This window comes from Marivivens aquimaris (assembly GCF_015220045.1).
Taxonomy (GTDB): domain Bacteria; phylum Pseudomonadota; class Alphaproteobacteria; order Rhodobacterales; family Rhodobacteraceae; genus Marivivens; species Marivivens aquimaris.
Genome location: NZ_JADBGB010000001.1, coordinates 1,212,505 through 1,230,683, shown reverse-complemented (window position 1 = coordinate 1,230,683; position 18,179 = coordinate 1,212,505). Strand labels below are relative to the sequence as shown.

Below are 18,179 nucleotides of genomic sequence, written 5' to 3'. Positions count from 1 at the left end.
AGGGCGTAGACTATGACGCCCAAGCGTCCCCGAGGTGCGGGCGCGTTCCCGAAAGCGGTCGAAAGCCCCGCGCCCCAGAATCCCGTCGATGACGCGCTGTATGCCGCGCTCGACTTGGGAACGAACAGTTGCCGAATGCTGATTGCCCAGCCCAAGGGTAGCCAGTTCCATGTGATCGACAGCTTTTCGAAATCAGTGCAGTTGGGTCAAGGTCTGGAATCCACAGGCCGGCTTAGTCGTGCGTCGATGACGCGGACGATCAACGCGCTGCGTATTTGCAAACAGAAGCTCCAGCGCCACAAGGTCAAGCGGATGCGGCTCGTTGCAACCGAAGCCTGCCGTCGTGCGGTCAATGGCAACCAGTTTATCAATCAGGTGCGCCGCGAAACCGGTCTGAAGCTGGAAATTATCCGCCCAGAAGAAGAAGCACGCCTCGCCGTGATCTCCTGCGCGCCGCTGGTGTCGACCAAGACTGAACAGTTGCTCGTCGTGGATATCGGCGGCGGCTCGACGGAACTTGTGTGGATGGACCTCAGCAACGTGCCGCGCCGCGAGCGTCCCAGCTCGATCATGCGCCTGCATCGCGGATTTTCGCAGGACCCCGGTCCGTTTGCGGCGGCCCGTGTGGTCGACTGGATTTCGGTGCCGCTTGGCGTCGCGACCCTGCGCGATCAGTTCGAGGACGTGGACGATGATGCGGCCCGTTTCGCGCTGATGAGCTGGTTCTTCGAAGAACAGCTTGCCCAGTTCAGCCCTTATAGCGCCGAACAGAACCGCGAGAATTTCCAGATCATTGGCACCTCGGGCACCGTCACCACAGTCGCAGCCAGCCACCTTGGCCTGAAACGCTACGACCGGACCAAGGTTGACGGCCTGCGCATGACCAGTGACGAGATCGACTCCGTCATTCGCGCCTATCTGTCGCTCGGCCCCAGCGGACGCAAAGCGGACCCCCGTATTGGCCGCGATCGTCAGGCGCTGATCATGTCGGGCGCGGCGATCCTTCAGGCGCTCATGCGTATCTGGCCGACCGACCGGATGTCGGTTGCGGACCGCGGTTTGCGAGAAGGCTTGCTTTATGCGCAAATGAGCGTCGATGGCGTACTTGAGGACACACCTTTCTAAGGTTAGAGAGGCGGCCTGAAGAGGAACCGTTCGTGATGGCAAAGAAACCCGGAACCAAAAATACCAGTGGCCGCGGCCAGCGTGATCTCCACGTGAAGGTGAAAACCGCGCGGGGCCGGACCACGTCGTCGACGAAGTGGCTGCAGCGCCAGCTCAACGACCCGTATGTGAAGCGGGCCAAGGCCGAGGGCTACCGCGGACGCGCCGCGTTCAAGATCCTCGAGCTGGATGACAAATACCGTTTCCTCGTGCCGGGTGCGCGGGTGGTCGACCTCGGTTGTGCGCCGGGTGGGTGGTGTCAGGTCGCTGTGCAGCGCGTCAATGCGCTCGGCGACAAGAAGAACAAACGCATCGGCACCGTTCTGGGCGTCGACCTGCAAGAGGTCGAACCGCTCGCGGGCGCCGAGATCCACCAGCTCGACTTCCTCAGTGAAGGTGCGGACGACAAGGTGAAGGAATGGCTGGGCGGTGACGCCGACGTGGTCATGTCCGACATGGCCGCCTCTGCCTCGGGTCACAAACAGACCGACCACCTGCGGATCATCTCGCTGTGCGAAGCCGCCGCCTATTTCGCATTCGACGTTCTGACGCCGGGCGGAACATTCATCGCCAAGGTTCTGGCAGGCGGCGCTGAGGGCGAATTGATGAAGGTTCTCAAGAACCAGTTCCAATCCGTCGCCAACATCAAACCGCCATCATCGCGGTCCGATAGTTCGGAGAAGTTCGTCATCGCCCGCGGTTATCGCGGCAGGCCATCGGACCTCACGGACGAAGACGACCAAGAAGAATAAAAGAAAACCGGCACTCCCTTGGAAGTGCCGGTTTTTTCTTTAGCCCGGAAGCGTCCAGTTCGGGCGCGGGAAGTGGCAGGTATAGCCGTTCGGGAACCGCTCCAGATAGTCCTGATGCTCGGGCTCCGCTTCCCAGAAATCGCCCACCGGTTCGACCTCGGTCACGACCTTACCCGGCCAGATACCGGAGTTGTTCACGTCCTCGATCGTCTTCAGCGCCATCTCTTTCTGCGCGTCCGACTCGTAGTAGATCGCGGAGCGGTAGGAGAGGCCGATGTCGTTGCCCTGACGGTTCTTCGTGGTCGGATCGTGGATCTGGAAGAAGAACTCCAGCAGCTTGCGATAGCTGATCTGGCTGTCGTCAAAGATGATCTCGATGCCCTCGGCGTGGGTGCCGTGGTTGCGGTAGGTCGCGTTCGGCACATCGCCGCCCGTGTAGCCCACGCGGGTCGAAATCACGCCGGGCATCCGGCGGATGAGGTCCTGCATCCCCCAGAAACAACCACCCGCGAGAACTGCGCGTTCTTCAGCCATCAGATGTCCTCCACTTGGTCGATGTATTTGCCGTAGCCTTCGCCCTCCATGTCCTCTTTGGCGACGAAGCGCAACGAGGCGGAGTTGATGCAATAGCGCAGGCCGCCCATTTCCGGCGGGCCGTCGTTGAAAACGTGGCCAAGGTGGCTGTCGCCGTGCTTGGAGCGCACTTCGGTGCGGATCATCCCGTGCGAGCTGTCGCTGAGTTCAACGACGTTCTCGGGCTCGATCGGTTTAACGAAGGACGGCCAGCCGCAGCCGGATTCGTATTTCGCGGCGCTCGCGAACAGCGGCTCGCCCGAGACGATGTCCACGTAGATGCCCGCGCGCTTGTTATCGAGGTACTTGCCCGTGCCAGGGCGTTCGGTACCCGCTTCCTGCGTCACATAGTACTGCTCGGGGTCGAGAGCGGCGATCGCATCGGGGTCTTTGAAATATTGAGCCATTGGTCCACCCATTTCTGTTTGGGACAAATATGGGCACTTCGTGCAAAAAAGCGACTATCCGCCAGCAAACATCTGCGCGAGCGGTCTGTGCCATAGCGCAGGGGAAAACGTGTTAGGGTGGCGACAGTTGCGTTTCACGGTTGCGAGGTCCCATGCTGCATACGTTCGCCGAACACATCTGGATTGCCGATGGCACGGATGTCTCCACCGCTGGGTTCGTTTATCCGACGCGGATGGTGGTGGTACGCTTGGCCGACGGGAAGCTGTGGCTCTGGTCGCCTATCCTGATGACGGAGGACTTGAGCGCTGCGGTCGACGCGCTGGGGCAGGTGGCCCACCTCGTTGCGCCGAATAACCTGCATCATATGTTTATGGCCGACTGGGTTGAGGCATATCCTGCCGCAACCGTCTATGCTGCCGAGGGTGTGGCCAAGAAGCAGCCTGATCTACGGATTGATGTGACCTTGGGCAATTCGCCCGTTCAGGTCTGGGGCGACGACATCGAGCAGGTGGTCATCGAAGGGAATGCGATCACGCAGGAGGCTGTGTTCTTCCACCGCCCGAGCGCCTCGGCGATCTTCACCGATTTCCTCCAGCAGTTCGATGCGGAGCATTTTTCGGGCTGGCGCAAGTGGGTCGCGCGGTTCGATCTGATGATCGGAAACGAACCCCACGTTCCCCGCAAATTCCGCCTCATGACCCGCGATAAGGCCAAAGCCCGCCACGCGGTCGCGAAGATTCTGGACTGGCCCACCGAGCGCGTCATCTGCGCCCACGGCACGCCGGTTCAGACGGGCGGCGCGGCTTTGCTCAAGCGCGCATTCGACTGGTTGATGTAGGGCGGCACAACGCACACTTCCCGTGGCCTTATTCAGGCTAAGTCGTTCAGAACTTTGAGGAAAGTGGCGGAGAGACAGGGATTCGAACCCTGGGTAGGCTTGCACCTACAACGGTTTTCGAGACCGCCCCGTTCGACCGCTCCGGCACCTCTCCGCGTCGGTGGTCGTTGTGTGGGGGCCGTATAAAAACAGTTTCAGAGAGGCACAAGAGGAAAAATCGAAAAAATTGCGAAAGTCATTAACCTCTTTGTTCGCAAAGGGTTGGCTCTGCCTCGCGGGAGCCCTAGTTTTCATGGCAACTCAAGAGGGCAGGCCCGTGTTCGAACGCTTAACGATTTCTTTTGTAGCTCTGCTTTGCGCGGCCCCCGTCGCCGCTCAGGACCTTGCCGAACAGGTCTGGGAAGCGGGCCGGATGGACGAATTCGCCGCCGTCACGCGCATGGAAGAGATCGCGAGCGCGCAAAACATCGCTGCAGCATGGCTTCCTTACGAGTCGGATTTCACCAATGTGGAAGCGCTCTACATCGCGCCGACAGTGCGCAACGCGATTCACGCGGCCTTCATCGACGTTCTGGACGAAAAATACGCGGAGGAGATTCTCGCCTTCCTCCGCTCCGAAGCAGGGCAGGCAATGACGGCGCACGAATTGCGGGGCCGCAAAGAGTTCTACGACGACTCGGCGCTCGAGGAGGGCAGGGCGATGCTCACCGCGATGGTGTTCACCGAGCCCGAGAAATACGAGATGCTGTCGGACTATATCGCGGCGAACGACCTGATCGAACAGAACCTCGTCATCGGGATGAACTTCGAAATGGCGCTGAACGCGGGCGCAAGCGAGGTGTTGCCGCCCGAGATGCAGACCGATCCGTCGCTGCTCGCCGCGCAGCTTCAGAGCGAGGCGGAGTGGATGCGCACCGACATCACCGACTGGCTGGAGAGCTATCTGGCGTACTCTTACGGCGATGTGCCCGAAGACCAGTTCCGCGAGATTTTCGAATTCAGTGTCACGGATGCGGGGCAGGCCTATAATGACGCCCTGTTCGACGCCTACGCGATTTATAGCGAGGACGCGGCGCGGAGGCTGGGTAAGACGTTGATGGAAATGACAATGGCGACCCAACTATAACTTGACTCCGAGTCGTTCCTCTAGAATAAGCGGCACTCTCTAGGGGCGAGTCTGTCCCGGAGAATGATTCATTACAGCCCATATAAGGGCGCGCTGTTAACGGGTGGCTCTGCCAGTAACGCCTACGGGGACCCTACGACGCGGTTCATGAAGGATAAGACTATGTTTGCGGTTCTGAAAACCGGCGGCAAGCAGTACAAAGTCGCCAAGGGCGATGTTCTGCGCGTCGAAAAGCTGGCTGCTGAAGCTGGCGAAGAAATCCAGTTCAACGATGTTCTGATGGTTGGTTCGACCATCGGCGCTCCGTTGGTTGAAGGCGCTGGCGTCAAAGCCGAAGTCATCGACCAGATCAAGGGCGAGAAGGTCATCACCTTCCACAAGCGTCGTCGTAAACACGGCTCGAAGCGTACCCGCGGCCACCGTCAGCAACTGACTCTGGTTCGCATCACCGAGATCCTCGAAAAGGGTGCTGACAAGTCGGGCGTTAAGGCCGCTGTCGGTTCCAACACCAAGGCTTAAGGAGAACTATCAATGGCACACAAAAAAGCAGGCGGTAGCTCCCGTAACGGTCGCGACTCCGCAGGTCGTCGCCTTGGCGTTAAGAAGTTCGGTGGCGAAGTCGTTATTCCGGGCAACATCATCGTGCGTCAGCGCGGTACCAAGATGTATCCGGGTGCAGGCGTAGGCATGGGCAAGGATCACACCCTGTTCGCCGTCGCCGAGGGCAACGTCAAGTTCTACACCGGCCTCAAAGGCCGTACTTTCGTCTCCGTGCTTCCGGTAGCGGAGGCCGCCGAGTAAGCCGAGACCTGACCGAAAAGTCACAAAAGGGGATCGGCGCAGGCCGGTCCCCTTCTTGTTTTCCGGCAGAGGCAAAATTTTGTAACGAATATCTGGTGAAAGACGGGAAGGGGGAACCCGGTTTTCATGTTCTGGTTCGAGGAGGACCATTAAATGTTGGATAAAATGACTGGGCAGCCAACGATCACCGCAGATCGCTTCGTCCTTCGTCCGCTCCGCAAATCGGACACGGGTCCGATCGGCATGTATGCGGCCGACGAACGTATCGCGCGTGGCACCCGTTCTATCCCGCATCCACTGCCACCAGGCACGACCGACGCGTTCATCGCGCGTGCCCAAGACCCCGACCGCACCGAAGACGTCTGGGCGATCGACGGCACCAATGCCAACCTCTCCGAAGTGGTTGGTATCGCGAGCCTCGAGCGTATGGACCGCAACCAGAGCGAAGTTTTCTTCTGGGTTGCGCCGCACTTCTGGGGCACCGGTGTCGCCTCCGAGGCCGTTCAGGCCCTGATCGACGCCAACCCGCATAACGCGGACACCCTCTTTGCCGAGGTGTTTCAGGACAGCCCGGGTTCGGCCCGCGTCCTCACCAACTGCGGCTTTGTCTATCTGGGCGACGCCGAGGCATATTCGGTTGCCCGCAAAAGCACCGTCCCCACGTGGACGTATACGCTGAAATTAAAACGATAAGAGGGTCGGCTTTCGGGCAATCCTCTTGAGAAGATTGGCGCGATACCTTAGGTCACGCGCTTGTAAACCTGAAAGCCGTTCCGATGAAATTTCTCGACCTCGCAAAAGTCTACACCCGCTCCGGCAGTGGTGGTAACGGGTGTGTCTCGTTCCGCCGCGAAAAGTTTGTCGAATTTGGTGGTCCGGACGGCGGCGACGGTGGTCGCGGCGGTGATGTGATCATTGAAGCGGTCGAGGGGCTGAACACCCTCATCGACTTCCGCTACCAGCAGCACTTCTTTGCCAAGAACGGCCGCCCCGGTGAGGGCCGCGCCCGTACGGGTGAAAGCGGTGATGACATCGTCCTGCGCGTGCCCGTTGGCACCGAAATCATCGACGAAGACGAAGAGACCCTGATCGCCGACATGACCGAGGTTGGTCAGACGTTCGTGCTCGCCAAGGGCGGCAACGGCGGTTTCGGTAACCTTCACTTCAAATCTGCCACCAACCAGGCGCCGCGCCGTGCAAACTCCGGTCAGGAAGGCATCGAACGCACCATCTGGCTGCGTCTGAAGCTGATCGCGGACGCCGGCCTTCTGGGTATGCCGAACGCAGGTAAGTCGACCTTCCTCGCGGCGACCTCCAACGCGCGTCCGAAGATCGCCGATTACCCGTTCACCACGTTGGTCCCGAACCTCGGCGTCGTCGGCGTCGACGGTGTCGAATTCGTCGTGGCCGACATTCCCGGTCTGATCGAAGGCGCCTCCGAAGGTCGCGGCCTTGGCGATATGTTCCTCGGCCACGTCGAGCGTTGCGCGGTTCTGCTGCACCTCGTTGACGGCTCGGGCGAGGATCCGATTGCGGACTATGAAACCATCGTTGGCGAGCTGGAAGCCTACGGCGGCGAACTGGCCGACAAGCCGCGCGTCACCGTTCTCAACAAGATCGACGCGCTGGATGATGAAGAGCGCGCATTCTTCAAGGAAGAGCTGGAAGAAGCCTCCGGCGGTCCCGTCATGCTGATGTCGGGCGTGTCCGGCGAAGGCGTTCAGGATGTGCTCCGTGCCCTGCGTGCCGAGATCGACGACAACCGCCTGCGCTATAAGAAGTCCCAAGAGGAGGAACAGCCTTGGCAACCCTGAGTGCTGCCAAGCGGCTGGTCGTCAAGATCGGCTCGGCACTGCTGGTAGATCGTGACACCGGCACTCTGAAGTCCGAATGGCTGGCCTCCTTGGCCGAAGATGTTGCCGCCCTGCGCAAGCGCGGCACGGACGTCATCCTTGTTTCCTCCGGCTCGATTGCTTTGGGCCGCGAGGTGCTGGGGCTGCCCCGTGTGGCGCTGCCCCTCGAACAATCGCAGGCCGCTGCTGCCGTGGGTCAGATCCGTCTGGCCCGCGCATACGAAGAAGTCCTCGCGCCCCATGGCATTGTCACGGGGCAGGTGCTGGTGACGCTCGACGACACCACCGACCGCCGCCGCTATCTGAATAGCCGCGCGACGATGGAAACGATGATCGGCCTTGGCGTGACGCCAATTGTCAACGAAAACGATACCATCGCGACCGACGAAATCCGCTACGGCGACAACGACCGTCTGGCCGCGCAGGTCGCCGTGACCGTCGGTGCCGACCAGTTGATCCTGCTGTCTGACGTGGACGGGTTCTACAACGGGAACCCGAACCTCGACGCTAGCGCGACCCGCTACGACGTCATCGACCGCATCACGCCCGAGATCGAGGCGATGGCAGGTGACGGTGTCTCCGGCCTGTCCAAGGGCGGCATGATCACCAAACTGATGGCCGCGCGTCTTGCGACCGAAGCCGGTTGCGCGATGGCGATCACTTTAGGATCGCGCATCAACCCGTTGAAACAGCTTGAAGAAGGTGCGCCCGCCACGTGGTTCGTGGCGCAGGAAGACCCCCAAGCGGCCCGCAAACGCTGGATCGCGGCGATGAAGCCCAAGGGCCAGATCGCGATCGACGATGGCGCGGCGTCTGCTCTGGCGAAGGGCAAGAGCCTGCTGCCTGCAGGCGTGACTGGCGTGTCCGGCGATTTTGGGCGCGGCGATCCGGTTCTCGTGGTCGACAGCGCGGGCAAACGCCTCGCGGCGGGCCTCGCGCGTTACACATCGAAAGAGGCGCGGCTTATTCAGGGCCGCCGCACCGCAGATATTGAAGAGGCGCTCGGGTATGAGGGGCGCGCCGTGTTGATCCACCGCGACGACATGGTTGTTTGAGTTTTGGGAGGCCACATGACCGAGTTTGAAAACATTTCCGAGCTGATGAAAGACATCGGCGTTCGTGCGCGCGCGGCATCGGCTGAACTGGCCTTTGCCTCGGCCGAGCGGAAGCACGCCGCGCTTGTCGCTGCTGCCGATGCCGTCTGGAATAGCCGCGCCGCGATCATTGAAGCCAACGGTCAGGACATGGAGTTTGGACGCAATAAGGGCCTCACCCCTGCGATGATGGACCGCCTGATGCTGGACGAAGGCCGCATTCAGGGCATCGTCGACGGCCTCCGCGCGATTGCCGAACAGGCCGATCCCGTGGGTGCCGTGCTGGCCGAGTGGGACCGTCCGACAGGCCTTCACATCCAGCGCGTCCGCACGCCGCTTGGCGTGATCGGTGTGATCTATGAAAGCCGCCCGAACGTGACTGCGGATGCCGGTGCGCTGTGCCTCAAGGCCGGTAATGCCGTCATCCTGCGTGGCGGGTCCGAGAGCTTCCATTCGAGCAAGGCGATCCACGCCGCGCTGGTCGAGGGTCTGAAGGCCGCGAACCTGCCCGAGGATGCGATCCAGCTCGTGCCGACCCGCGACCGTGCGGCTGTGTCGGAAATGCTGACCGCGACCGACTACATCGACGTGATCGTGCCGCGTGGTGGCAAGGGCCTCGTTGGTCTGGTCCAGCGCGAAGCCCGCGTGCCTGTGTTCGCGCACCTCGAAGGCATCGTGCACGTCTACATTGACAAATCCGCCGACCGCGAGAAGGCGCTGGCTGTTGTGAAAAACGCCAAGACCCGCCGCACCGGCATCTGCGGTTCCGCTGAATGTCTGCTGATCCACCGCGACGTGGCCGATAGCCTTGGCGCGGAACTGGTGGACATGCTGATGGAGGCGGGGGTCACCGTCCACGCTGGCGAAGGCATCAGCGGAACCGTCGCTGCGACATCGGACGACTGGGGTCACGAATACCTCGACATGGATATCGCGGCGAAGATCGTGGATGACGTGGACGGCGCCATTGCGCATATCCGCAAGTTCGGCTCGAACCACACCGATTGCGTGATCGCCGAAGATGCCGACGTCGTTGCCCGCTTCTTCCAGCGCCTCGACAGCGCGATCCTCATGCACAACACCTCGACCCAGTTTGCGGATGGCGGTGAATTCGGCATGGGTGCGGAGATCGGCATCGCGACCGGCAAAATGCACGCGCGCGGTCCGGTTGGCGCAGAGCAGCTGACGAGCTTCAAATACCTCGTGACGTCGAACGGCTCGCTTCGCGCTTAAAGCGTGAGGGCGAGCGATCCGTCGGCGATGTTGAGGGCAGGGGTCATACCCGCCTCACTCGCGGCCCATGGCAGAACGGCGAATTGAACATGAGCGGCGGCCAGATCGGCCGCCGTTTTGTTTTGCGCGGTGTCCCAATGGTCCTGAACGATGTTCAGCTTGCGTCCCTCCGCATGGATGCCCGTCGCGCGGATTGTGATTTCCCCGCCGAAGGGCAGCGCCGTTTCCACGCACATGATCGCCAGAAACAGCGCCCGCAATTGAACGCGGGTCAGCGTACCGTCCACCTGCCAGTCATAACTGATCCGGCTATTCTTGCTCATCACATCAAGGATCGCCACAACTTCGGAGTGCTTCACCAACTGCTCCGCCGACGCCGCACCAAAGGCAATCCGCAGGAATTTGATCTTTGCGTTCGCGCTCGTCACACTGTCCGCGATCAGCGCCATTTCAGGCGTTTCGGGCAGGCCGGCCAAACTTAGCAGTTCGACGCCATTGCCGATCGCGCTAAGTGGTCCGATAAGATCGTGACAAATCCGCGACCCGATGAGGGCCGCAATATCGGGAGTATGCTTCACGTGTGCTCTCCCAAGGAAAAGACTATGGATATCAATTCGATACTGGAACCCGGAATGCTCGTTCGCCACCCCGAGGAGCCCGAATGGGGAATCGGGCAGGTGCAGTCCAACATCGGTGGCCGCATCACCGTGAATTTCCGCGAGCAGGGCAAAGTCGTGATCGATGGCACCCGTGTCATCCTCTCCATTGTTCCGTACGAAAATCATTGACGGAAAAAGGTTAATTATCCGTCAACGCAGCGTGATTGCTTGCCATGCGGGGGCGAAAGGGCCTAGAACCCCCCGCACCACGACCTAACCGCAATAGGGCCTATGTCTGCAACCCCAGATAGTCTGATCGTCAGGCTCGCAACTACCCCCGATGAGGTCCGCGCGGCCCAGCGTCTGCGCTATCGGGTGTTTGTCGAGGAACTGGGTGGCGACGGTCCGTTGGTCGACCATGAGGCGAAGATCGAGGCCGATGCCTTCGATCCATTTTTCCAGCATCTCCTGCTGATTGATACGGCCAAGGACGAGGTCGTCGGGGTCTACCGTCTATTGACCTGCGATGCCGCCGATGCCGCTGGCGGGTTCTATTCCGAGAGCGAATTCGACCTGTCTGCGCTGAAAGCTTCGGGCCGTAAGCTATTGGAATTAGGTCGTTCCTGCCTTGCGCCCGAGTATCGCGGCGGTACGGGGATGTTCCGCCTTTGGACCGCGCTGGCGGAGTTCGTGGCCGAGAACGAGATCGACATTCTGTTCGGCGTGGCTTCGTTCCACGGCACCAATATCGATCAGCTTGCGCCGTCGTTGTCGCTGCTCCACGCCCGCCATCTGGCCCCCGCCGACATAAGCGCCACGGCGAAACCCTACCAGCCGATGAATCTGCTCAACGTGGCCGAGATCGACCGCGTGGCGGCGATGAAACAGGTGCCTGCGCTCATCAAAGCCTACCTCAAGATCGGTGGATTTGTTGGCGATGGTGCTTATATCGACCATCAATTCAATACGACGGACGTGTGCCTGATCCTCGATACCGAGCGGCTCAACCCGTCGCAGGCCGCGCTTTACCGGAAGGACCGTAACGCTTGAGTTGGAACCCCGAAATGGAGGGACCGCATCACAAGGTCGGCTTGGCCGGTTGGGTGCGCTTTATTCTCAAAGCTCTGCCGCTCGCCGTTCTGGTCTTCGGATGTCTGGCGCTGCTGCTTCTGGTGCGTCTGATCGAGCGCCCGATCTACGGTCAGCGCCGTCCGGCCACGCCGTACATCACACAGTTCGTCTGCCGCAACGCGCTGCGGATCATCGGGCTGAAGTTCAGCGTCGAGGGCAAGCCGCTCAACGGTGCTGGAGCTGTGGTCGCTAACCATTCGTCATGGCTTGATATTTTCGTGCTGAACGCCAGCAAGCGCATCTACTTCGTGTCCAAGGCGGAAGTCGCCAATTGGCCGGGTATCGGCTGGCTCGCCCGCGCCACCGGCACCGTGTTTATCAAGCGCGATCCGCGTGAGGCGGAGGCGCAGGTGAAGATGTTCCGCGAGCGCCTTTCGCTCGGCCATCGTCTGCTGTTCTTCCCCGAAGGCACCTCTACCGACGGGCGGCGTGTGCTGCCGTTCAAGCCGACGCTCTTCGCGGCGTTCCTGACGCCCGAACTCAAGGAAAACCTGAAAATCCAGCCCGTGTCAGTGGTCTATCGCCATGCGGAGGGCGCCGACGTGCGTCAGTACGGCTGGTGGGGCGAGATGGATTTCGGCACGCACCTTGTCCAGACGCTCTCGGCGGCCAAGCAGGGGTCGGTCACGGTCGTGTATCACGAACCGATGCGCGTGGCGGATTACGACAATCGCAAAGCGCTGGCCCACGAGGCGGAAGCCGCTGTGCGCGGCTCCCTCATCCAAGCGGGCGTTCTGGATTAGGACATCGCGCCCTTGAGGCGGAGCAGCGCGGCTGCCGCGTCGTCTTCTTTCCAGATTTCATCGCCGATGCCGAAGAAGTCGGCGTAGGGCGTGATCTGGCGGATGGTGTCTTCGTCCAGCGCGCCTTCGGCGACCATCGGGATCTCGATCATCATTGACCACCACTCGAACAGCTCAAGATCGGCCTTTTCGCCCGTGCCCAGCGCGGTCAGATTGACGGGGCCGAAGCTGACGTAGTCAGCGCCCAGTTCGCCAGCGGTCATGCCGTCGTGACGCGACGCGCGGCAGTATGCGCCGACGATGGCGTCATCGCCGAGTTCCTTGCGGACCTTTTTGACGTTGCGCGAGCCGTCCATCAGGTGAACACCGTCGAGGCCGAGGCGCTCGACCATCATCATGTGGCTGTCGATAACCAGCGCAATGTCGCGCTCGTGGGTCACTTCGCGCAGCGCATCGGCAGCGCGGGACAGGCGATCTTCGTCGCGGGTGGCGAGCGAAAGACGGACGCAAGCGATCTCTGTCGCGTCGAGACATTTGGCCAGACGGTCGGGGAACGTCGAAAGTTCGAACTCCGGCGGCGTGATCAGATAAAGCTGCGGTAGTTCGGCTGCTTCGGTCATGGTCGTCCCCATTTCTAGTTTCGCGCCGATATAACGGCCAATCGCCCTATGTGAAAGGGGGTATGCGCGGCTTGCCTCTTATGTGCGCGGCGCGTATCACGCGGACTATTCCAAACAGGAGTTTTCAATGCCCACCGGACTGCCGCAACCAGCTTTCATCCTGCTCCGCCCCCAGATGGGCGAGAACATCGGCGCAGCCGCGCGCGGGATGTGGAACTTCGGGCTGGACCGGATGCGCATTACCAGCCCGCGTGACGGCTGGCCGAACCAGAAGGCCGTTGCGATGGCCTCCGGCGCTGGCCGCTTGCTGGACGAGGCGCAGATGTTCGACACAACGGCAGATGCCGTTGGCGATTGCACCTATGTCTACGCCACGACGGCCCGTCCGCGCGGCCTGACCAAGCCTGTCTTTTCGCCGGAGGCGGCGATGCAGGACGCTGCGCGCCGGATCGCAGAGGGCCAGAACGTCGCCGTGATGTTCGGCCCCGAGCGTGCGGGCATGGACAACGAAGACATCGCGCAGGCGAATGCCATCATTAGCGTTCCCGTGAACCCCGAGTTTTCGTCGCTGAACCTCGCGCAGTGCGTGCTGCTGACCGCTTACGAGTGGCGCCGCGCCAGCACAGAGGTTGTTCACGAACGCACCGATGCCGCTGGCGAATGGGCGACACAGATCGAGGTCGAGAAGCTGGCCGAACATTATGAGGGCCAATTGACTGAAGCAGGCTTCTTCTATCCCGAGGACAAAGCGCCTTCGATGAAGATGAACCTGCGGAACCTCTGGAGCCGGATGCCGCTGACCCGCCACGATGTGCAGATCCTGCACGGCATCATGCGGCAGATGGTCCGCTGGAAAGAGCGCGGTTAACGCACAACCTTGTCGCTCGACCAAGGGCGGCATAGTTTCACCGCCGAAGAATACGGAGAGCGATACATGGCGCAGACCCCCCGCAAGCTGTTTGAAGAAGTCGGCGACGAAAAGCGCAAAGCGGACACGCCGCGCGCCGGTGCCATCGACGCCAAGCGTCGCGGTGCCCGCGGTGCGATCCGCATCTGGCTGATGCTGATCTTCGCGCTGGTTGCTGCAATGATCGTGATTGGCGGTCTGACCCGCCTGACCGACAGCGGCCTGTCGATCACCGAATGGCAGCCGATCTCGGGCGCTCTGCCGCCGATGAACGAGGCGGACTGGGTCACGCTCTTCGACAAATACAAAGCGACGCCGGAATACCAGCTTCAGAACTCGGGCATGTCGATGATCGACTTCCAGTTCATCTTCTGGTGGGAATGGGGTCACCGCCTGCTGGGCCGCGTGATCGGCGCCGTCTGGGCCATCGGTTTCCTCGGCTTCCTCGTCACCCGCAATATCCCGACCGGCTGGACCAAGCGTCTGCTGCTGCTCGGCGTTCTGGGCGGCCTTCAGGGCGCAATCGGCTGGTGGATGGTCCACTCGGGTCTCGACAGCACTGCGCAGGAGATTGGCCGCACCGATGTGGCGTCCTACCGTCTGGCGACGCACCTCGGCCTTGCCTTCGTGATCTTCGGTTTCACCGCGTGGTGCATCTTCCTTCTGGGCCGCACCGAAAGCGACCTGATGCAGTCGCGCCGCAACGCGAACAAGAAACTGTTCAGCATGAGCACCGGCGTCCTGCACTTCGCGTTCCTGCAAATCCTGATCGGCGCGCTGGTCGCAGGCATCGACGCGGGCCGCGCGTTCCCGACTTGGCCGATGATGGGTGACGGCTTCTTCCCGCCGGATCCGTTCCAACTCAGCCCCGTCTGGCGCAACTTCTTCGAAGACGCGGGCCTCGTGCAGTTCATGCACCGCATGGCGGGTTACCTGCTGTTCATCTTCGGGATTGTCGTCTACTTGCGCGCCCGCAGATCGTCGAACAAGTACATCCGCCGCGCCTTCACCGCGATGATCCTGATGATGCTGGCGCAAGTGGTGCTGGGTATTGTGACCGCGCTCCAGTCCGCACATCTGCACATCGCGATCACCCACCAGATCGGTGCGATCGTGCTGTGGGTGCTGATCCTGCGTGCCCGCTACCTTTCGGCCTATCCGAAATCCCAATCCATCCGCGAGGCATAAGATGACCGCATACGAAGAGCTTCTGGCGTTCTCCAAAGAAACCGCAGCCCTCAGCGGCGTCGTCGAAACGCTGGGCTGGGATCAGGAAACGATGATGCCCCGCAAGGCGGCGGAGCAGCGCGGCGACCAGTTCGCCGCTCTGGAGTCCGTCATCCATTCGCGCAACATCGACCCGCGCGTGGGCGAATGGCTGGCGAAGGCCGAAGCCCCCGATGCCGCTGGCGAAGCGATCCTGCGCGAGGTGCAGTTCAACTACGACCGCTCGGTCAAAGTGCCTGCGGCCCTCGCCACCGAGATTGCGCGTGTCACCTCCGTCGCCCAAGGCAAATGGGTTGAGGCACGCGGTGAGGGCGATTTCAAAGCCTTCGCGCCAGTTCTGAAAGAGGTCGTCCGCTTACGCCGCGAAGAGGGCGCTGCGCTGGCCGATAGCGGCGACGCCTATGACGCGCTTCTGGAAGGCTACGAGCCGGGTACGTCGTCGGCCCAGATTGCAGAGATTTTCGATGCCATGCGCCCGCGTCTGGTGGCCCTGCGCGAAAAGGTCCTCGCCCAGCCCGAACCGGCTGGCGTGAGCGGCACCTTCGACCCCGCAATTCAGCTGCAACTGTCCGAGGAACTGGCCAAAACCTTCGGCTACGACATGGAGCGCGGCCGCATCGACAAGGCCGTCCACCCGTTCTGCGCGGGCCACGGTTTCGACGTGCGCATCACCACCCGCACCAACCCCGCCGATCCGTTCAACTGCTTTTACTCGACCATCCACGAGGTCGGCCACGCTTGTTACGAACAGAATGTACGCGACGCCTACGCAGGCACCCCGATCGGGCGTGGCGTGTCGATGGGCGTCCACGAAAGCCAGAGCCGCATCTACGAAAACCAGCTTGGCCGCAGCCGCGCGTTCACAGGCTACCTCTTTGCTAAGATGCGCGACGCCTTCGGTGATTTCGGCATCGCGAACGAGGACGACTTCTACGCCGCCGTGAACCGCGTCGAGAAAGGCTACATCCGTACCGAGGCCGACGAGCTGCAATACAACCTGCACATCATGATGCGCTTCGACCTCGAAATGGCGCTGATCCGTGGCGAGCTGGAAGTCGACGACCTTGAGGCCGCATGGAACGAGCGTTTCGAGAAAGACTTCGGCTATCCCGTCGACACCGTCAACAACGGCGTGCTTCAGGACGTCCACTGGTCGGCTGGCCTGTTCGGCTACTTCCCGACCTACGCGCTCGGCAACGTCTACGCGGGCAACATCTACAGCGCGCTGCGTGATGCGGTGCCGTCGCTGGATGACGACCTGTCGAAGGGTGATCTGTCGAACGCCTCGGCGTGGCTGGGCGAGAACCTGCAACAGAACGGGGCGCTCTACACGCCCCGCGAAACCGTTGCCAAAGCTTGCGGTTTTGAACCGACCGCAGAGCCGCTGCTTGGCTATCTGGAAACCAAATTTGGCGGCATCTACGGGCTCTAAGCCCAGTCGGGTTTCCGCTTTTCAAGGAATGCCGTGATGCCTTCATCGGTGTCACGGTCCAGCATATTGGCCACCATCACGCCGCCCGAAAAAGTATAGGCGTCCTCGGTGGTCATCTGGGCCTGCTCGTAGAACGCACGCTTTCCGTGACGCACCGCCGACGGCAGTTTGTCCGCAATAGTGCGGGCGAGGGCGGTTGTCGCCGCCTCAAGGTCTTCCGCCGGAACCGCGCGGTTGATGAGGCCAAGGCGCGTTGCTTCATCCGTTTCGATCAAGCGCCCCGTGGTCAGCATCTCGAACGCCGCCTTGCGCGGGACGTTGCGGGTCAGCGCCACCATCGGGGTCGAACAGAACAGACCGATGTTCACGCCGTTGACGCCGAAGCGCGTGCCTTCTGCCGCCACCGCCATATCGCAGGTCGCGACGAGCTGGCATCCGGCGGCCACGGCAACGCCGTGTACCTGCGCGATAACAGGCTGCGGGATCGACTGGATCAGCTGCATCATCGTGGCGCAGCTATCAAAGAGCGACGCGAAATAGTCCGCGCCTTTGTCCTCCGCCTGACGGCCCGCCTGCATTTCCTTGAGGTCATGGCCTGCGCAAAACGCCTTGCCCACGCCCGACAGGATCACCACCCGCGCATCGCTCTGCGCAATGTCATTCAGGGCGTCGGTCAGTTCGGCCAGCATGTCATTCGACAGGGCGTTCAGCCGCTCGGGCGCATTCATCACGATCCGCGCAATGCCGTCGCTGACGTGACGTTCTAAGAGAGCCATATTGTATCCTCCTCACTCCGAGGCAAAGCTTAGAACGGGGAAACGCAGGAGGGAAGAATGCCAATCGTGATGGACAAGGACGCGCTGTCGCAGTTTCTGGTGACGGATTTCGCGCAGGTGAAGGATATGTTCACCGTCGAAGAGGTCCGCGAGATGGGCGTGACCATCCGCCTGATCGCGGGAGAGCAGCACTTGCGCCCCGGCGGCACGGTCTCCGGCCCCGCGATGTTCGCGCTGGCGGATGTGTCGGTTTATCTGGCGATCCTCGCGATGATCGGACCCAAGGCGCTTTCGGTGACGACGTCATGTTCAATGGACTTCATGCGCAAACCCGTAGCGGGTGTCGATCTGCTGTGCGAGGTGCGTCTGCTGAAGCTGGGCAAGCAGCTGGCTGTGGGCGACTGCCTGATCTTTTCCGAAGGCAAGCCCGAGCCTGTCGCACGGGCCAATATGACCTATTCGATCCCACGAAACTGATCGCGGACAAAACCGTAGTCGTAGGTCGTCAGCTCGATCCGGTTTCCGTCCGGATCGACGAAGTACAACGACCAGCTGAGATCATGGTCGCGGACGTGCTCTGCGGTCAGCGTTTCGCCATTCCGGTTGGTCAGCGCCTTTGTACCAAGCGATCTGACAAATTTGCAGAATTGTATCCCGCTGGTGCGGAATGCCACGGTCGCATCACGGGTGCAGGTTTTCGCATCGCGTGCAAATAGGGACAATAAAGGCTTACCTGAAGGTGTGCCGAGGATCATCGGACCCATCGGATCATCCGCCCAAACCGCCAGTTCGGCATGTTGTACCAGCCCGAGAACGCGATTGTACCAATCGGCGGCGGCATCGCGGTCACGGACTTCGATATGAATGTGGTCAATGTCTTCGATCATCATAAAACACCTATG

Annotated in this window: 22 protein-coding genes, 1 tRNA gene and 1 pseudogene; 17 read left to right on the top strand and 7 right to left on the bottom strand. The window is 61.3% G+C overall.

Translation table 11 applies throughout. From position 1 onward, the window contains the following. The first annotated feature begins 12 nt into the window (after positions 1–12). Both IF204_RS06145 and IF204_RS06140 read left to right on the top strand, forming a co-directional pair. A complete protein-coding gene (locus tag IF204_RS06145) occupies positions 13–1,125 on the top strand; it encodes a Ppx/GppA phosphatase family protein (protein ID WP_194095475.1) in 1,113 nt (370 codons plus the stop codon). Positions 1,126–1,160: 35 nt separating this feature from the next. Beyond that, a complete protein-coding gene (locus IF204_RS06140; protein WP_194095473.1) occupies positions 1,161–1,916 on the top strand; it encodes an RlmE family RNA methyltransferase in 756 nt (251 codons plus the stop codon). Between the two features lie 39 nt (positions 1,917–1,955). On the opposite strand, the gene msrA is transcribed toward IF204_RS06140, so the two are convergent. Both msrA and msrB read right to left on the bottom strand, forming a co-directional pair. Beyond that, positions 1,956–2,450, bottom strand: a complete 495-nt coding sequence (gene msrA / locus IF204_RS06135) for a peptide-methionine (S)-S-oxide reductase MsrA (protein ID WP_194095471.1) — start codon at positions 2,448–2,450, stop codon at positions 1,956–1,958. After that, entirely contained in the window at positions 2,450–2,896 is a 447-nt protein-coding gene (gene msrB / locus IF204_RS06130) for a peptide-methionine (R)-S-oxide reductase MsrB (protein ID WP_194095469.1), read from the bottom strand. Before msrB ends, msrA begins: the two co-directional genes overlap by 1 nt. 152 nt (positions 2,897–3,048) lie before the next feature. Here msrB and IF204_RS06125 point away from each other — a divergent pair, with 152 nt between their 5' ends. Next, positions 3,049–3,735 (top strand): DUF4336 domain-containing protein, encoded by a 687-nt coding sequence (locus IF204_RS06125; RefSeq protein ID WP_194095467.1) that lies wholly within the window; start codon positions 3,049–3,051, stop codon positions 3,733–3,735. 64 nt (positions 3,736–3,799) lie between these two features. Here IF204_RS06125 and IF204_RS06120 read toward each other — a convergent pair. Further along, positions 3,800–3,889 (bottom strand) — tRNA-Ser (locus tag IF204_RS06120). Positions 3,890–4,051: 162 nt separating this feature from the next. Here IF204_RS06120 and IF204_RS06115 point away from each other — a divergent pair. The 7 genes and pseudogenes from IF204_RS06115 to IF204_RS06085 all read left to right on the top strand — a co-directional run bounded on the left by IF204_RS06115 (position 4,052) and on the right by IF204_RS06085 (position 9,842). Then, a complete protein-coding gene (locus tag IF204_RS06115; protein WP_194095465.1) occupies positions 4,052–4,861 on the top strand; it encodes a hypothetical protein in 810 nt (269 codons plus the stop codon). 162 nt (positions 4,862–5,023) lie between these two features. Continuing rightward, positions 5,024–5,362, top strand: a pseudogene (gene rplU, locus IF204_RS06110) (50S ribosomal protein L21); the annotation flags it as partial. Positions 5,363–5,392: 30 nt separating this feature from the next. Continuing rightward, positions 5,393–5,662, top strand: a complete 270-nt coding sequence (gene rpmA / locus IF204_RS06105; RefSeq protein ID WP_194095463.1) for a 50S ribosomal protein L27 — start codon at positions 5,393–5,395, stop codon at positions 5,660–5,662. 153 nt (positions 5,663–5,815) lie between these two features. After that, positions 5,816–6,355, top strand: a complete 540-nt coding sequence (locus IF204_RS06100) for a GNAT family N-acetyltransferase (protein WP_167638273.1) — start codon at positions 5,816–5,818, stop codon at positions 6,353–6,355. 83 nt (positions 6,356–6,438) lie between these two features. Next, on the top strand, positions 6,439–7,476 hold the full coding sequence (gene obgE, locus IF204_RS06095) for a GTPase ObgE (protein WP_194095462.1): 1,038 nt from the start codon (positions 6,439–6,441) through the stop codon (positions 7,474–7,476). Then, positions 7,464–8,570, top strand: a complete 1,107-nt coding sequence (gene proB / locus IF204_RS06090; RefSeq protein WP_194095460.1) for a glutamate 5-kinase — start codon at positions 7,464–7,466, stop codon at positions 8,568–8,570. Before obgE ends, proB begins: the two co-directional genes overlap by 13 nt. Before the next feature lie 15 nt (positions 8,571–8,585). Beyond that, positions 8,586–9,842: a glutamate-5-semialdehyde dehydrogenase gene (locus tag IF204_RS06085; protein ID WP_194095459.1), complete on the top strand. Its 1,257-nt coding sequence runs from the start codon at positions 8,586–8,588 to the stop codon at positions 9,840–9,842. On the opposite strand, the gene IF204_RS06080 is transcribed toward IF204_RS06085, so the two are convergent. Beyond that, positions 9,839–10,420 carry a histidine phosphotransferase family protein gene (locus IF204_RS06080; protein WP_194095458.1) on the bottom strand — a complete coding sequence of 194 codons (582 nt, stop codon included), beginning with the start codon at positions 10,418–10,420 and terminating at the stop codon, positions 9,839–9,841. The two genes, IF204_RS06085 and IF204_RS06080, sit on opposite strands and share 4 nt — an antisense overlap. 24 nt (positions 10,421–10,444) lie before the next feature. Between IF204_RS06080 and IF204_RS06075 the strand changes: the two genes are divergently transcribed. The 3 genes from IF204_RS06075 to IF204_RS06065 all read left to right on the top strand — a co-directional run bounded on the left by IF204_RS06075 (position 10,445) and on the right by IF204_RS06065 (position 12,315). Further along, the gene (locus IF204_RS06075; RefSeq protein WP_167638278.1) at positions 10,445–10,630 is read left to right on the top strand and encodes a DUF3553 domain-containing protein; all 186 of its coding nucleotides are present in this window, start codon (positions 10,445–10,447) and stop codon (positions 10,628–10,630) included. A 102-nt stretch (positions 10,631–10,732) separates the two neighbouring features. Next, positions 10,733–11,491, top strand: a complete 759-nt coding sequence (locus tag IF204_RS06070; RefSeq protein ID WP_194095457.1) for a GNAT family N-acetyltransferase — start codon at positions 10,733–10,735, stop codon at positions 11,489–11,491. A gap of 14 nt (positions 11,492–11,505) precedes the next feature. Next, positions 11,506–12,315, top strand: coding sequence for a lysophospholipid acyltransferase family protein (locus IF204_RS06065; RefSeq protein WP_194095456.1), 810 nt, complete (start codon positions 11,506–11,508; stop codon positions 12,313–12,315). Here IF204_RS06065 and IF204_RS06060 read toward each other — a convergent pair. Then, positions 12,312–12,935, bottom strand: coding sequence for a thiamine phosphate synthase (locus tag IF204_RS06060; protein WP_167638280.1), 624 nt, complete (start codon positions 12,933–12,935; stop codon positions 12,312–12,314). The two genes, IF204_RS06065 and IF204_RS06060, sit on opposite strands and share 4 nt — an antisense overlap. A 127-nt stretch (positions 12,936–13,062) precedes the next feature. Here IF204_RS06060 and IF204_RS06055 point away from each other — a divergent pair, with 127 nt between their 5' ends. From IF204_RS06055 to IF204_RS06045, 3 genes are all read left to right on the top strand, one after another. Then, positions 13,063–13,803 carry an RNA methyltransferase gene (locus IF204_RS06055; protein WP_194095455.1) on the top strand — a complete coding sequence of 247 codons (741 nt, stop codon included), beginning with the start codon at positions 13,063–13,065 and terminating at the stop codon, positions 13,801–13,803. A 66-nt stretch (positions 13,804–13,869) separates the two neighbouring features. Continuing rightward, the gene (ctaA, locus tag IF204_RS06050; protein WP_194095454.1) at positions 13,870–15,030 is read left to right on the top strand and encodes a heme A synthase; all 1,161 of its coding nucleotides are present in this window, start codon (positions 13,870–13,872) and stop codon (positions 15,028–15,030) included. 1 nt (position 15,031) lies between these two features. Further along, on the top strand, positions 15,032–16,501 hold the full coding sequence (locus IF204_RS06045) for a carboxypeptidase M32 (RefSeq protein WP_194095453.1): 1,470 nt from the start codon (positions 15,032–15,034) through the stop codon (positions 16,499–16,501). Here the strand turns inward: IF204_RS06045 and IF204_RS06040 are convergent. Next, a complete protein-coding gene (locus IF204_RS06040; RefSeq protein WP_194095452.1) occupies positions 16,498–17,277 on the bottom strand; it encodes an enoyl-CoA hydratase in 780 nt (259 codons plus the stop codon). The two genes, IF204_RS06045 and IF204_RS06040, sit on opposite strands and share 4 nt — an antisense overlap. A gap of 57 nt (positions 17,278–17,334) precedes the next feature. On the opposite strand from IF204_RS06040, the gene IF204_RS06035 reads away from it, so the two are divergent. Next, positions 17,335–17,754: a PaaI family thioesterase gene (locus IF204_RS06035; protein ID WP_194095451.1), complete on the top strand. Its 420-nt coding sequence runs from the start codon at positions 17,335–17,337 to the stop codon at positions 17,752–17,754. Here the strand turns inward: IF204_RS06035 and IF204_RS06030 are convergent. Further along, positions 17,733–18,164, bottom strand: a complete 432-nt coding sequence (locus IF204_RS06030; protein ID WP_194095449.1) for a VOC family protein — start codon at positions 18,162–18,164, stop codon at positions 17,733–17,735. The genes IF204_RS06035 and IF204_RS06030 overlap by 22 nt on opposite strands. Positions 18,165–18,179: the final 15 nt, after the last annotated feature.